Here is a 14,430-nt window from a genome sequence, read left to right as displayed (position 1 = left end):
ATTTATACTTTATAAATATAAAAAAACTCACGGTGATTTTATATATTTATAAATAAAAGCTTATTTTCAATGGGTTAAAATATATTTGAATGTGTAAATAAAACAATAAATTAGCCGATAAAAAAATATTGTCTATTGATTTTATTATATGGGTACCTCTATTATGAGTATTAAAAGAACGGCGAAAATAGGTTCTATTCTATTATTGTTTTTATTTATTATATCATCTGCAATATCGTCATTTTTTGTTTATAAAATGAAAGCAAATTTTGATCAAGTTGAAGTATTGGCAACACGATTTACCGATATCCAAGATGCAAGATATCAGTTAGTAACGATGCTATCTAATGTGAATTACCTTATGCATAATCATACACAAGATAGTGATTTAGATAGCACTATTATTGAACAAAATAAGCAACTAGCAATAAAATCAAAAACAGTTATTGATAGATGGATTAAAGAAAAAAAAATGACGCAAGAGGCTCAAAAAAGTACTGAGAATATTGCCAAGTTATTTTATAACCTACTTGATAAACTTGTTATTCCATCTGAAGGTATTAGTGCATTAAAAATAGAAAATAAAGAAATAGCAACAGAATTTAAAAAATTAAATATATTATTTGATAATTACTTTTCTATTGTTGCTAGTAATAAAGAAAAAATTTCTGAGAAGCAATCTATAATGATTGAGTTTTCTATTTTATCTACCGTTATTTCCTTAATTATTGTATTTATTATACTCTTTTTCGTTATTCGCTGGGTAAACAAAACATTTATTACGAATCTAGAAGTCTTATCTGGTATTTTGAAAAAGGTAGGAAGTGGCAATTTAATCTTCACATTACCAAAAAAAAGTCATGATGAATTTGGTGAATTATTTACCCACGTCGAGGAAATGAAAAAAGCGTTAACTTCAACAATCTTGAGTGTGAAAAAAGAAACATTGGAAATAAAGCAAGGAACGAGTGAAATTTCATTAGGGAATCAAGAACTGTCATCAAGAACAGAAGAGCAAGCGAGCGCCTTGCAACAAACAGCGGCAAGTATGGAAGAAATTAAAACGACAGTTGCAAATAACAGTGAGAATACGCAAGAAGCCAATATCATCTCTAATCAAGCACAAGAAATTGTGATTGATGGGTCTAAGGTAATGAAAGACGCGATTAATTCAATGAAAAAAATAGAACAAGGCGCGATTAAAGTTGCTGAGATTAATGATGTTATCAATAGTATTGCTAGTAAAACTAACATATTAGCATTAAATGCAGCTGTTGAGGCGGCAAGGGCTGGTGAGCAAGGACGTGGTTTTACTGTAGTTGCGGCTGAAGTGAGAGATTTAGCGGCTAAAAGTGCAGAAGCTGCAAAAGAAATAAGCCATATCATCAAGGAATCAATAGAAGATATTGCTCATGGAACTTCTTTGGTGAATAAAACGGGTGAACATATGCAAGAGGTCGTCTCATCAATTAATAAAGTAAACAAAATAATGCAAGGAATAAGCCTAGCCTCTGAAGAGCAACGAATGGGCGTTGAGCAAATTGCTGTAGCAATTACTCAAATGGATTCAGTCGTTCAGCAAAATGCAGCATTAGTTGATCAAGCCGCTTCTTCAACACTCGTACTCGATGAAAAAACACAGATTTTAACGAATAGTATGTCAGTATTTTGTATTGAAGAAGAACAACAAGAACAGCAAGAAGAACAGCAAGCAGAACAGAAATAAAACGAATAGATAATAGCAGTATTCACTTTGATGCGGTTTATTAAGGTGGATACTGACTATTATACGATATAAAGTGAGAGAATTTAGGTATTATTGGGCAATAAACACTTTTGAATGAAATAAATTATGTAAGTAAATATAACTTATAATGCTAATGAGTTGTTTTATATTGGTGATGCAAGCTAAATATTTCACTATTGGCGATATATTATTTTTTATTTTATTAATTTAAAGTGATTTAAAAGAGGAAAGATATTTATAATCCTGATTAATCAGTAAATAAAATCTATATCGTGCCGATAAATGATCACATTTGTGTCATTTAATTGCCGAGGTGGATAGTTTCATGAGTATTGAAAAATCAGCTAAAGTAGGCTCGATTATATTGTTATTTATCTTTTTAATATCATCTATATTGTCGTCATTTTTTATTTATAAGATGCAGAATAACTTTACTGCATTAGATTCACTTAATACCCGTTTAAATAGTATTCAAGTCGCGAGATACGAATTAGCAACAATACGTTCTCATGTGAATTTCTTGATGAATATGAAAACGCTAGATTCAGATAAAAGTGAAACCCGAGAAACGCTCGTTACTGAGGCAAAGGCGTTAGCAGTAAAATCAAGAGCAACCATTGAGCATTGGGTTGAAGTAAAGAAAATTAGCGCTGATGCGCAAAGAAATGCAGAGCAACTTTCTACGCTATTTTATCAACTTCTTGATAATATTATGGCGCCAATTGATACTTTAGCATATGAAGATGTTGATCTTTCAAAAGACTTTTTACGCTTATCAGAATTATTTGATGAATATATTGTGATAACAAAAGGCGTAAATCAAGATATTACAGATCAGCAAGAATGGATGGCTAAACTCTCTATTTATATTAGTGCTATTGCTTTAATTGTGATTTGTACTCTTCTTTATATTGTTATTCGCTGGGTAAACAAAACCTTTATATTTAATTTAAATACACTAGCAGCTATTTTAAGAAAAGTCGGTGAGGGAGATTTAAGTTTTTCATTACCTAAAAAGCGCCATGATGAATTTGGTACACTATTTAAAAATGTGGGTGAGATGCAAGTAGCGCTAACATCAACAATTAAATTAGTGAAAGAAGAAGCATTAGAGATTAAACGAGGATCCGCTGAAATAGCGACAGGAAACCAAGATCTTTCGTCACGAACTGAAGAACAAGCAAGTGCCTTGCAACAAACAGCGGCCAGCATGGAAGAAATAAAAACAGCTGTTGTTAATAATACTGATAATGCAGTTCTTGCTAACTCTATTACTGCACAAACACGTGATCTCGCTATTGATGGTTCTAATATCATGAATGATGCGATTAGCTCTATGAAAAAAATAGAGATAGGCACGTTAAAAGTCGCTGAAATTAATGATGTTGTTAACAATATCGCAAGCCAAACTAATATATTAGCATTAAATGCAGCGGTTGAAGCAGCAAGAGCGGGTGAGCAAGGTCGAGGTTTCACCGTAGTTGCTACAGAGGTGAGAAATCTTGCTGCAAGAAGTGCAGATGCAGCCCGTGAAATTAATCAAATCATTAAAGCGTCTGTTGAAGATGTTGCACATGGTACTGAATTAGTGAATAAAACAGGTGCTCATATGCAAGAAATCGTCTCATCTATTTCTCAAGTGAGTCATTTAATGCAAGGCATTAGCATTGCATCTGAAGAGCAAAAAGTAGGGATAGAACAAGTCGCTGTTGCGATAAATCAAATGGATTCTGTGGTTCAGCAAAATGCAACGCTTGTAGAGCAGGCCGCAACCTCGACCATGATTTTAGATGAAAAAGCCCAAAATTTAACAGATAAAGTGTCTGTCTTTAATATTATTAAATAATATTTATTCTAACCTTAGCCCACGTTGATTAGCTATTAGCGTGGGTATTTCTTATTTTGTCCTTTTATTCCTATCATCTTTATCATTATTAAGTTTGACTGTATTCATAAGAAAAGCACTGGTAGACACTAGTAGATAAGTTAAACTACGGGTATCGTTAATTATAGATAATAAAAATCAATAACGAATATAGCGTTAATCTCTTTTATTCACCTGTTTATCATGAGGTAGCCCACTATCGATATTAAACAATTATTTTATTTAATCGCGTTAGATAAAACACAACATTTTGGTCAAGCTGCTGAGATGTGTCATGTTACGCAACCCACATTATCGATGCGATTACGTAATTTAGAAAAAGAACTTGATGTTGTGCTAATTAAACGTAGTTCTCGCTTTGAAGGTTTTACCGAAGAAGGTGAGAAGATATTAATGTGGGCGAAAACGATGCAATCTGCTTATGATGGATTACAGGCAGAAGCGGCAAATTTTCGACAACAGTTATTTGGTCAATTGCGTATCGGCATTGTTCCTTTGACTAATCTTAATCCAATGAAAATGTTGCAGAAAATCTCAATGGTTTTCCCTGAAATCCGCTTTCAAGTTACTTCAACGAATAGTGAGAACATTATTGATTCTCTTAATAGCAATAATATTGATATCGGTATTTGTTATTTAGAGAGCGCGAATTCTCAACAACATGAAATATATTCGTTGAAAAAGACAGAGCTCGGATTGTTATATCATCGTGACCATTTTATGCCATCAGCGAGAACCATTCAGTGGGAAGAAATAATAAAGTTACCATTAGCATTACTAAATAAAGAAAATCATTTTCGTCAATCAGTTGATTTAGCCTTTCAACGTTACAACTTACAACCTAAAGTCATGGTTGAAAGCAGTTCAACTCTTCACCTTATTCAATCTGTTGATAGCGGATTTTGTGCATCAATAGTCCCGTTATCAAAAGGTATGGAAACGCTTAGTCATAACCTTGCAGTTGTTCCGATTGCTGATGCTGTTGTGAACGCACCTTTAGGCATTATTATCCGACGAGAAGAACCTCGCTCAATGCTGATTGAAAAGTGTTTTGCACAAATGCGTCATTATTTAGAAAAGATTAATTTGTAGTTTATTGATAAAAATGCGCAATACCCATTGCTAAAAAATGGGGAGTTTTTTTATCAGATGATGATTTGTTGTAGAAGTAATCTAATAAAGATTAATTTTATTAATGACTTTTTCGCTGACAAATGATTCAATATCCAATAAAGACGGATTGACTTAAATGATAAGTTGATAGCCGTTATATGATAGTTAATGTATCTATCAGATTCATAGTATATCCTTTTGACGCTTTCCTATGGTTCACATTTAATAAATAATCAAACCTCAATCGTGACCAAATTAAATACAATCCACGCGAGTTAAATCAACATCAAATCTAAACAAAAAACACACTAAAGGTAAAATAATTTGATGTGTTTAACATAAAAAGAGTTTTATATTAAATATAATTAATGGTTAAATTGTATTCATTGTAAGTGGATGATTTATGTTTAGTGTATGGTGCTATTTCTTATGAAAAGGATCTTTATATGCGTTGGTCTGCTTTCTTTTTTTTCATCATCCCATTTTTTATTTTAGGGTGTTCACCTGACGACAAACCGGAAGAGAACATCACCTATGTTGGGGCGAACTTATTGGGTTATAACCATGTAGCAGGAACGAATATCAATTGGTTTTCGGTTAATGGTTATCGAGGGCGAACCGGGGGATTTACTTGCTGCGTGATGTTACCTGAAATATGGCAACCCAATATGCAACTCAATGTGAAGTGGGAGGTGAATCCTGACCCGTTTCCTACAAATATGCCCCCTTTAGGAACTGATGAATTTAGGGAGTTCATGAAAAAAAAGGAAGCCAATTACCGACAATATCAGACTACCGTGACTATCCCGGAATATAAAGATTCCTGTGGATTGCAAGTCCACTTCTTACCCTGTCAACAAGTGAAAGTCACCGCGACGTGTCATGGTATTGAACACCCAGAGCACCCAATTAAAGACCCCTTTGACCAACCGGAGCCAGAACAATGTCCCCAATGATTATCGCCCCGAAAAAAGACCAAGTTTCAACTCAAGGTGCTCCTTGCTGGGTTCCCCCTCTGTTCCCTCTCAATGGGCGGTTAGCGCTGACTGAAAAACAGCTAATTAAGAATATCGAAAAAATAAGGCAAGAAGAATTTCAACATCGAAGTAACTGTCACCGGGAATTAAAAAATTCATGCTGTAAAAGTTTACATATCAGTTTATTTTTTGATGGCACCAATAACAATGAACCTAACGATACAAGCAGTACACCACCGCATCCGTCCAATGTTGCTAAACTGTACCATGCCAGTGCTCCCGAAAATCGTCAGGCTAATGAGAGAGGCTTTTATGCTTACTATATTCCTGGGGTTGGGACGCCTTTTCCTCAAATCGGGACGTATGATTATTATTCTGCGGGTTTGCAGTTTGCTGTTGGTGGGGAAGACCGTATTAATTGGGGATTAGTTCAACTATGCAATGCATTGTATCATGCGGTGACAAAAGATTTTATCAAAAATGGGATTATGAAAAAGATGGTTGAAACGATGAATTCATCCGATCCGTCGAGAATGCGGTCTCGAAATGCTGCTATTATGGCGGCAACAAGCCCTACGAATTTTAATCGAGAAAAAATAAATCAGGCATATTTAGACGCAGTTTCGCCAAATAATAATCAACATAGGGCGCGTTTAGATGCCTTAGAAAAGTTGCTTATTCCTATTAAGAAAAAAGTGTCCGATTCTCAATGTAAAATTGTGGCTATTAAATTGTTTGTCTATGGTTTTTCTCGTGGCGCAGCGGAAGCCAGAGCGTTTGTGAGTTGGTTAGATGAACTATTATCGTCCAATCTTTTAGGGTTTCCCGCAGGAACTCTGTTGGGCGTCAAAGTATCGGTCGAGTTTTTAGGTATCTTTGATACCGTTCCTGCGGTGGGGATAGCCAACGTCGTGCCGGGATTTACGGGACATAATGGTTGGGCTGGGCAAACTCAGCCCTTGCCACAATCAGCGCTGATTAAAAAATGTTGTCATTTTGTCGCGGCAAATGAACAGCGACAAGCCTTTTCTCTCGATTCAATTCGCACTGCGGAGGGGCATTATTTACCCCACACGGTGGAAGTAGTTTACCCCGGTATGCACTCGGATGTTGGAGGGGGATATCCAATGGGCGACCAAGGTAAATCGCGAGATAATGCAGGGGACTTATTGTCTCAAATCACACTACACGATATGTATGCAGCCGCGATTGAAGCCGGTGCCCCATTAGCGGTCCATCCTGAAACGTTAAATCAGCTATCTGCCGATTATCAACAGTGGTATTCATTTAGAAAAATGAATGATACTACAGTAAAAGAATTCGATTTTTCCTTAAAATTGGTTTCGACGTTTAACCATTGGTTATCAACCACCTTAATTGACAATCAGAACGAATATGATTTATCCGAAGACCCCATTTACACGCCGTTTCGGTTTGAAACAGTGTGCTTAGAGCAAATCATGGAGGAGCAACTCAGTTGGATAACGGGGTGGCGGATTATGCGTTTTGCATCCTCTATCTCATCCCTTATGAACATAGCGTCACAACCTTTTTTTCAGCAGGCTTCTCAACACCCAAAAATTCAGGCTCAACCCTATGAGCCAGGATATAGTCAGCAAGCGCAAAATGCGTTAGCTGAGCAATGGTCTCTTTTAACAAATAAATCTCAACAAGTTGAAAAAAAACGTAATATTGAAATAGCTAAGTATAAAAATAATGAAGACTGGTATCCCAGTGATGATTTTATTGGAGCACCATTATTTGATGCTGATAATTCAAGGGGACAGCTTTGGGAAGCTGCGTTAGAGTTTGCTGCTGATTATGAACGTAGATCTCGCCCAACTCCTTTATTTACTCCTGAAAAGAGACAGACAAAAAATGAATGCATAATTAAAACGCGTTACTTGCAATCCTCTAATTCGGCCTACTTTGCTAAAGAAGGTATTACTCAACCATTCCCAGTTACACATTGTGAAAAACTACCTGAATATAGTTTTGATGCGGGTACTGCTTTATTAGCTGAATATTTTTTACAGAAATTAGATCCTCTTCTTGCACGTAGTGCTTATATTTATACATATCAAAATGAGGCATATGAATATTTAAAATTTAAAGATGCAGGACGTTATAAATTTGAACATTTTTTTCTACCACATCTAAAAAATCAAATTCCAAATCCTAAAATTGGTTCTTTGATTAATTTGTATGATAATTACATACATGATTCTCGAGCATGGTTTATGCATTCAGAAAGTGGTGTTAGAGAGCCTTTTGGCAGTTATTTTTTATCAAGAATGATTTATTTTGGTAGTAAATGGAATAAAGCAGTACAACTACGTTTTGATGGTGATCACATACTTGGTGTTGAAAAACATTTGCAAGATATGGCTGTTTTTGCGCATCATCCAACCTATGGTGTCAAAGTTTATCACCGTACTACAGGACAAGAAATTTCAGTGGATGATGGTCAGTTGCCTGCATTAACTCATAATTTTATTCACCAATTGAAGCCATTAGTTACGCTGAAAAAAGCTAATAAAGAAGCCCAAGTATTTTCTAATTTACAAAAAATAGTGAATGATACTTTTATTTCTTAAAATCTAGTTAGGATAGTATGTATTCTTATCTTTTTTAGTATCTGTAGTTTATTTAACTTCAGTTATATTAAATCGCGTGATGATCGTTATCAGATTTTTTATACATACCCACAAACCTTTGCCTCATACTAATCATTAAATTTATTTACTGATTATATTGGTCATAAATTATAGATAAAAAAATTCCCAATAATCGATTATTCAACTATTGGGAATTATTTAAATATATTCTGCTTTTTAACTAATTAATTTAACTAATCACTAAGCGACTTGCTGTTGCTGTGCATATACCTTAACAGGTGTGGCTTTATAAGAAGGGGTGCCACTTTCTTTATCAATATAATCTAATGGAATTAATACATTAGCTTCTGGGTAATAAGCCGCGACAGTGCCTTGTGCAATACTAAATGAGACGACTGTAATATTCTCAAGCTTTAGTTTTCTATTTTCACTCACAGTTTCAATAGTGACTTTGTCGCCTTCTTTTAATCTTCTTGCGATTAAATCAACGTCACTCATAAACAACACATCACGTCGGCCAAAAATACCCCGATACCTATCATCTAACGCATAAATAGTTGTATTGTATTGGTCATGGCTACGAATAGTGACTAAACGTAGAACATCGTCACCTTTGACATCTTTATTCTCTTTTACGCCTTCAAATACTGAGAACATGGCTTTGCCTGTTGGTGTATTCCACACTCTTTCTGTCGCAGGAAGTGGCATACGAAAACCACCAGGAACACGAATGCGCTGATTGTAATTATCAAACCCTGGGATAGTTTTTTCTATCATGTCACGAATAAGATCATAACTTTCAGTAAATCTTATCCAAGGTGTTTTACTATAAGAAAGTGTAGCTGCTGCCATTTCAGCCACAATTACGGGTTCTGATTTTAATAATCGAGAAGCTGGCGTTAATTTACCTGAAGATGCATGTACCATCGACATTGAATCTTCAACGGTAATGGATTGACGACCTAATGCTTGCACATCTAATTCAGTACGACCTAAACACGGTAATATAAATGTTTCTTTTGCAGTAAGTAAATGAGAGCGATTTAATTTTGTTCCAATATGAACACTTAAATCGAGTTTTCTCATTGCTGAAAAAGAAAGCTCAGAGTCAGGTAATGCCACAGCAAAGTTCCCACCTAAACAAATAAGCGCTTTAGCGGTACCATCTACCATTGCTTGCATTGCATTAACAGCATCATGCCCGTGTTTAGAAGGCGGTTTAAAACCAAATGTTTCTTCTATTTTTTGCAGAAATTCTGGTGAAGGTTTTTCAGTAATGCCAACAGTACGATTACCTTGAACATTAGAATGCCCTCGTAATGGGCATATTCCAGCTCCTTGTTTACCAATATTTCCTTTCATTAAAAGAAGATCTGCAATTAAACGGACATTCGCTGTACCTTTATTATGCTGTGTTATTCCCATACCGTAGGTAATAATGGTGGCTGGTGAATTCGCGTAAAGTAAGGCAACACTTTCGATATCTGCTTGAGAAAGTCCACTTTCACTTTCTATATCTTGCCAAGAGGTTTGATTTAAATCTTCAATAACGGCTTCAAAACCTAGAGTATGCTCTGCAATAAATTCATGGTCGAGAATATCACCACGTGCATTATCCCACTCAATTAAGGTTTTCATAATACCTTTGAGTGTCGCTGCATCACCGCCAGCTTTAACTTGATAATAAGATGACGCAATATTTGTTGAGCTATATGTTGCCATTTCAATCACACTTTGTGGATCAGTAAAGCGCTCTAATGCTCTTTCTTTAAGTGGATTTAATACGACAATAGGCACACCACGGCGAGCAACCTCATGCAGTGTACCCATCATTCTTGGATGGTTTGTGCCAGGGTTATGACCAATCGCAATAATTAATTGGGTATGATCAAAATCATCTAAAGATACCGTACCTTTACCGATACCAATGGATTGCGGTAATCCCACACTGGTTGGTTCATGGCACATATTTGAACAGTCTGGAAAATTGTTTGTGCCATATTCTCTAGCAAAAAGCTGAAATAAATATGCGGCTTCATTTGAAGCTCTACCTGATGTATAAAATTCAACATTATCAGGAGAAGGCATTGCTCTTAATATTTCACCAATACGCTGAAATGCATGTTCCCAAGTTACGGGTTGTAATGTATCTGTTAATGCATCATAAGAAAGAGGGTGAGTTAAACGGCCATAACCTTCAAGTTCAAAATCTGTTCTTTCTAATAAAGAACTTACTGTATTTTTTGCTAAAAATTCAGGCGTAACCCTCTTTTTGGTCGCTTCCCAAGTGACCGCTTTTGCACCATTTTCACAAAACTGAAAAGTTGAATGATACTCTTTATCAGGCCATGCACAACCAGGGCAGTCAAAACCATCGGGTTGATTAGTATTAAGCAGTGTTTTAGGTGCAACAAAGGCATCCATTTGAGTGCGAACAGCGATGGCAGTTGCTTTTAATGCACCCCATCCTCCTGCTGGACCATGATAAGGTTTTACACCAGGGATTGATGATTTATTTTTACTCATATCTACATTCCTAAAACGTAAATAATTATATTTATTTATAATAAAAAATTGGCAGATGAATATGAAAATCAAATCAGCTATATAATTAAATATATAACCATATCTCGTTTATTATTGAGTATTTAGCCTATTAAATAAAAATTAAATTAATACTTAATTAGAGATTTTTGAGTAAACATTTCGTTTTCTTCTTGTTTAAGAAATTAAAACATTGCATTTAAAGAGTCAACAAATATGAAACAATAATACGTGATTATCGGGTGTTTTTAATAGTTGATAGAGCATATCTATCACCTGATAAAATCAATTGATTTGACTAACTGTTATAGTTTGGTTAAAAATGTTTTATCAGCGATAAATAAATGATTTTTTGAGTTTGGTAATTATATATACATTTAAAATCAATAAGATATGATATTAATTTGTTATGTATTTTAATGCATAATGTTTTTTTGTTGTTCTTGATTATTTGTCTTTATTTAAGTGTATTTAAATTTATTAAATGTAATTAATAACAATATATTTATTCTATTTAATAAGTCACCTGCAAATTAGCTGATAAATTTATTTATTAATAATAAAAATTATTAATTGATTTTTTGTGAGAAAACATAATTAGGAAAATAAAATGAATAAATTTATGAAAAATAGATTTATAAAAAGAGAGGCATTATGTTTGGCTTAGATGCTTTTCACCTAGCAAGAATACAGTTTGCTTTTACGGTTTCATTTCACATTATATTTCCAGCAATTACGATTGGATTAGCGAGCTTTTTAGCTATATTAGAAGGATTATGGCTAAAAACAAAACAATCCAGTTATCTAACGTTATATCAATTTTGGATTAAAATCTTTGCCGTTAATTTTGGCATGGGCGTTGTTTCAGGTTTAGTCATGGCATATCAATTTGGAACAAACTGGAGTGGTTTCTCACAATTTGCCGGCAGTATTACAGGCCCAATGTTAACTTATGAAGTTCTTACCGCTTTTTTTCTTGAGGCTGGTTTCCTCGGCATTATGTTATTTGGCTGGAATAAAGTTGGCCGTAAATTACATTTTTTCGCAACATGTATGGTGGCATTAGGGACATTAATTTCGACATTTTGGATTTTATCTTCAAATAGTTGGATGCAAACACCGCAAGGTTTTGCTATTGAAAATGGTATTGTTGTGCCTATTGATTGGTTTAACATTATTTTTAATCCTTCTTTCCCTTATCGTTTATTACATATGTCTATTGCTGCATTTTTAGCAAGTGCATTATTTATTGCTGCTTGCGCTGCGTGGTTATTATTAAAAGGCAGGGATACCGCTCCAGTTCGTAAAATGTTATCAATGGCATTATGGATGATATTAATTATTGCGCCTATCCAGGCTTTTGTTGGCGATGCTCATGGTTTAAATACGCTTGAATATCAACCTGCAAAAATAGCTGCAATTGAAGGGCATTGGGATAATTCGACTAAAGGTGCAACACCACTTATTTTATTTGGTATTCCGGATATGGAAGAAGAGAAAACAAAGTACGCACTCGAAATTCCCTATTTAGGGAGCCTTATTCTGACTCATAGCCTTGATAAACAAATACCCGCACTAAGTTCTTTTCCTCCTGAAGATAGACCTAATTCCACCATTATATTTTGGTCATTTAGAATCATGGCAGGGTTAGGAATGTTAATGATCTGTCTTGGTATTCTTGGCGTTATTCTGAGAAAGAAAAAGAGAATATACACTTCACCATTATTTCTACGTTTTACGTTATTAATGGGGCCATCAGGATTAATTGCATTACTTGCAGGTTGGTTTACTACAGAAATAGGTCGTCAACCTTGGGTAGTTTATGGGTTACAGCGAACTAAAGATGCAGTTTCTGCTCATGGAGATGTGCAGATGAGTCTGAGTTTATTGGTCTTTATTTTAGTTTATTTTTCTGTTTTCGGTATTGGTTATTTTTATATGATGCATCTTGTTAAAAAGGGACCTATAGAAGCGCATAGCTTAGCCCAAGCAGTATCAATATTAGTTGAAAAACAAGGTGATAAATAATGAATATTGATTTTTCTATTATTTGGTTTGCTATCATTATTTTCGCCACATTAATGTATATTATTGCTGATGGATTTGATCTTGGTATTGGTATTATTCTGCCATTGACTAAAGATAAAGTGCAACGCGATACCATGGTTAATAGTGTCGCACCAGTATGGGATGGTAATGAAACGTGGTTAGTATTAGGCGGTGCAGCTTTATATGGTGCATTTCCTCTGGCTTACGCGGTTATTATTGATGCGCTGACAATACCATTAACATTAATGCTAGTTGGTCTTATTTTTAGAGGTGTTGCATTTGAATTTCGTGTAAATGCATTACCGAAACATCGTTTGTTTTGGGATAGTGCTTTTATTGGTGGTTCTATATTAGCGACATTTTGCCAAGGGATCACTGTAGGTGCTGTTATTAATGGTTTTGATGTAATAGAACGACGTTTTAATGGCTCTGCGTTAGATTGGTTAACGCCATTTCCAGTATTTTGTGGTTTTGCTTTACTTGTGACTTATGCGTTGTTAGGTAGTTCATGGTTAATTATGAAAACCGAGCATAAACTTCATCGTAAAATGTGTTCACTAACGGTGTATTTAGCGATTATTTTATTTATCGTTATTGCTATTGTCAGTCTTTGGACACCGTTAACACATACTGATATTGCTGAGCGCTGGTTTAGTTTGCCTAATTTATTTTTTTTATTACCCGTTCCTTTCTTCGTTATCGGATTGACTTGGGGAATAGTGAGGACAGCTTATAACTACGGGCATTATTTACCTTTTATCTTATCACTCTTATTAGTCTTTATTGGCTTTAGTGGTTTAGGTATTAGTATTTGGCCAAATATTATCCCTCCTAATATTTCTATTTGGGATGCCGCATCTCCATCATCAAGTCAGAAATTTATGTTAGTAGGGGCAATATTTATTATTCCTATTATCTTGGTATATACCAGCTGGAGTTATTACGTTTTTCGAGGAAAGGTTAACCCAAATGAAAGCTATCATTAATCATTATTTAAAACAAAAATCTAGCCATAAAAAAACATGTTGGTATCAAAAAATAGGGTGGATGATAATTATCTGGACATTAAGTGTATTGAGTTTAGTCGTTATTGCATCATTCTTTAAATTACTAATGTATAGTGCTGGGATGAGAACACATTAAATTTTTCAAAATAAAATATATAAAAAGGCAATGTAATATCACATTGCCTTTTTGGTTTTAATTAATTCTTTGTTTTTTTGATGCTCAATATTATCTATTATAATAAGTTGTAATATTTATCTGGCTTATTAATAATAGGTAGCGGTGTAATATCTTGCATTTCTAATATGTTTCTTTCAATAGTATTGCAGATTGCATTCAGTGGTAGGTCATTTGCAGATGTACCAAATGGATCTTCTAATTCTTCTGCTAATGAATCCCATGAAAGAAAAGTATAAGAAATAAAAACAGAAACAAAAGGTGTCATATAATGTAAGTCTGCCACTAATGCAAAGGGCAATAACGAACAAAAAA

Annotated in this window: 9 protein-coding genes and 1 pseudogene; 8 read left to right on the top strand and 2 right to left on the bottom strand. The window is 34.6% G+C overall.

What is annotated here, in order from left to right; translation table 11 throughout:
- Window positions 1–163: 163 nt before the first annotated feature.
- From M983_RS06035 to M983_RS06015, 5 genes are all read left to right on the top strand, one after another.
- On the top strand, window positions 164–1,726 hold the full coding sequence (locus tag M983_RS06035; RefSeq protein WP_066748691.1) for a methyl-accepting chemotaxis protein: 1,563 nt from the start codon (window positions 164–166) through the stop codon (window positions 1,724–1,726).
- 346 nt (window positions 1,727–2,072) lie between these two features.
- Window positions 2,073–3,593 carry a methyl-accepting chemotaxis protein gene (locus M983_RS06030; protein WP_066748607.1) on the top strand — a complete coding sequence of 507 codons (1,521 nt, stop codon included), beginning with the start codon at window positions 2,073–2,075 and terminating at the stop codon, window positions 3,591–3,593.
- A 237-nt stretch (window positions 3,594–3,830) separates the two neighbouring features.
- Window positions 3,831–4,724 carry a LysR family transcriptional regulator gene (locus tag M983_RS06025; protein WP_066748604.1) on the top strand — a complete coding sequence of 298 codons (894 nt, stop codon included), beginning with the start codon at window positions 3,831–3,833 and terminating at the stop codon, window positions 4,722–4,724.
- Between the two features lie 467 nt (window positions 4,725–5,191).
- Window positions 5,192–5,701, top strand: coding sequence for a Tli1a family immunity protein (gene tli1a, locus M983_RS06020; RefSeq protein ID WP_066748602.1), 510 nt, complete (start codon window positions 5,192–5,194; stop codon window positions 5,699–5,701).
- Window positions 5,689–8,319 carry a T6SS phospholipase effector Tle1-like catalytic domain-containing protein gene (locus M983_RS06015; protein WP_083954560.1) on the top strand — a complete coding sequence of 877 codons (2,631 nt, stop codon included), beginning with the start codon at window positions 5,689–5,691 and terminating at the stop codon, window positions 8,317–8,319. Before tli1a ends, M983_RS06015 begins: the two co-directional genes overlap by 13 nt.
- 261 nt (window positions 8,320–8,580) lie before the next feature.
- On the opposite strand, the gene M983_RS06010 is transcribed toward M983_RS06015, so the two are convergent.
- Window positions 8,581–10,866: an FdhF/YdeP family oxidoreductase gene (locus tag M983_RS06010; protein WP_066748596.1), complete on the bottom strand. Its 2,286-nt coding sequence runs from the start codon at window positions 10,864–10,866 to the stop codon at window positions 8,581–8,583.
- Window positions 10,867–11,538: 672 nt separating this feature from the next.
- On the opposite strand from M983_RS06010, the gene M983_RS06005 reads away from it, so the two are divergent.
- Genes M983_RS06005 through M983_RS05995 form a run of 3 tightly spaced genes read left to right on the top strand, consistent with a single transcriptional unit; the run spans window position 11,539 to window position 14,076 of the window.
- The gene (locus M983_RS06005) at window positions 11,539–12,912 is read left to right on the top strand and encodes a cytochrome ubiquinol oxidase subunit I (RefSeq protein WP_066748585.1); all 1,374 of its coding nucleotides are present in this window, start codon (window positions 11,539–11,541) and stop codon (window positions 12,910–12,912) included.
- Entirely contained in the window at window positions 12,912–13,919 is a 1,008-nt protein-coding gene (gene cydB / locus M983_RS06000) for a cytochrome d ubiquinol oxidase subunit II (RefSeq protein WP_066748582.1), read from the top strand. Before M983_RS06005 ends, cydB begins: the two co-directional genes overlap by 1 nt.
- Window positions 13,903–14,076, top strand: a complete 174-nt coding sequence (locus M983_RS05995) for a DUF2474 domain-containing protein (protein ID WP_066748579.1) — start codon at window positions 13,903–13,905, stop codon at window positions 14,074–14,076. The genes cydB and M983_RS05995 overlap by 17 nt, the downstream gene beginning before the upstream one ends.
- A gap of 97 nt (window positions 14,077–14,173) precedes the next feature.
- Here the strand turns inward: M983_RS05995 and M983_RS05990 are convergent.
- Window positions 14,174–14,430, bottom strand: a pseudogene (locus M983_RS05990) (bestrophin family protein); the annotation flags it as partial.

The sequence above is a fragment of the Proteus myxofaciens ATCC 19692 genome (genome assembly GCF_001654855.1).
Classification (GTDB): Bacteria; Pseudomonadota; Gammaproteobacteria; order Enterobacterales; family Enterobacteriaceae; genus Proteus; species Proteus myxofaciens.
This window is presented reverse-complemented; position numbering and strand designations above follow the sequence as displayed.

What these genes read in the sequence shown, in the direction of transcription:
- M983_RS05995 (WP_066748579.1), top strand. Translation starts at nt 13,903, where the DNA reads ATGAAAGCTATCATTAATCATTATTTAAAACAAAAATCTAGCCATAAA.
- M983_RS06030 (WP_066748607.1), top strand. Translation starts at nt 2,073, where the DNA reads ATGAGTATTGAAAAATCAGCTAAAGTAGGCTCGATTATATTGTTATTT.
- M983_RS06035 (WP_066748691.1), top strand. Translation starts at nt 164, where the DNA reads ATGAGTATTAAAAGAACGGCGAAAATAGGTTCTATTCTATTATTGTTT.
- tli1a (WP_066748602.1), top strand. Translation starts at nt 5,192, where the DNA reads ATGCGTTGGTCTGCTTTCTTTTTTTTCATCATCCCATTTTTTATTTTA.
- M983_RS06015 (WP_083954560.1), top strand. Translation starts at nt 5,689, where the DNA reads ATGTCCCCAATGATTATCGCCCCGAAAAAAGACCAAGTTTCAACTCAA.
- M983_RS06005 (WP_066748585.1), top strand. Translation starts at nt 11,539, where the DNA reads ATGTTTGGCTTAGATGCTTTTCACCTAGCAAGAATACAGTTTGCTTTT.
- cydB (WP_066748582.1), top strand. Translation starts at nt 12,912, where the DNA reads ATGAATATTGATTTTTCTATTATTTGGTTTGCTATCATTATTTTCGCC.
- M983_RS06010 (WP_066748596.1), bottom strand. Translation starts at nt 10,866, where the DNA reads ATGAGTAAAAATAAATCATCAATCCCTGGTGTAAAACCTTATCATGGT.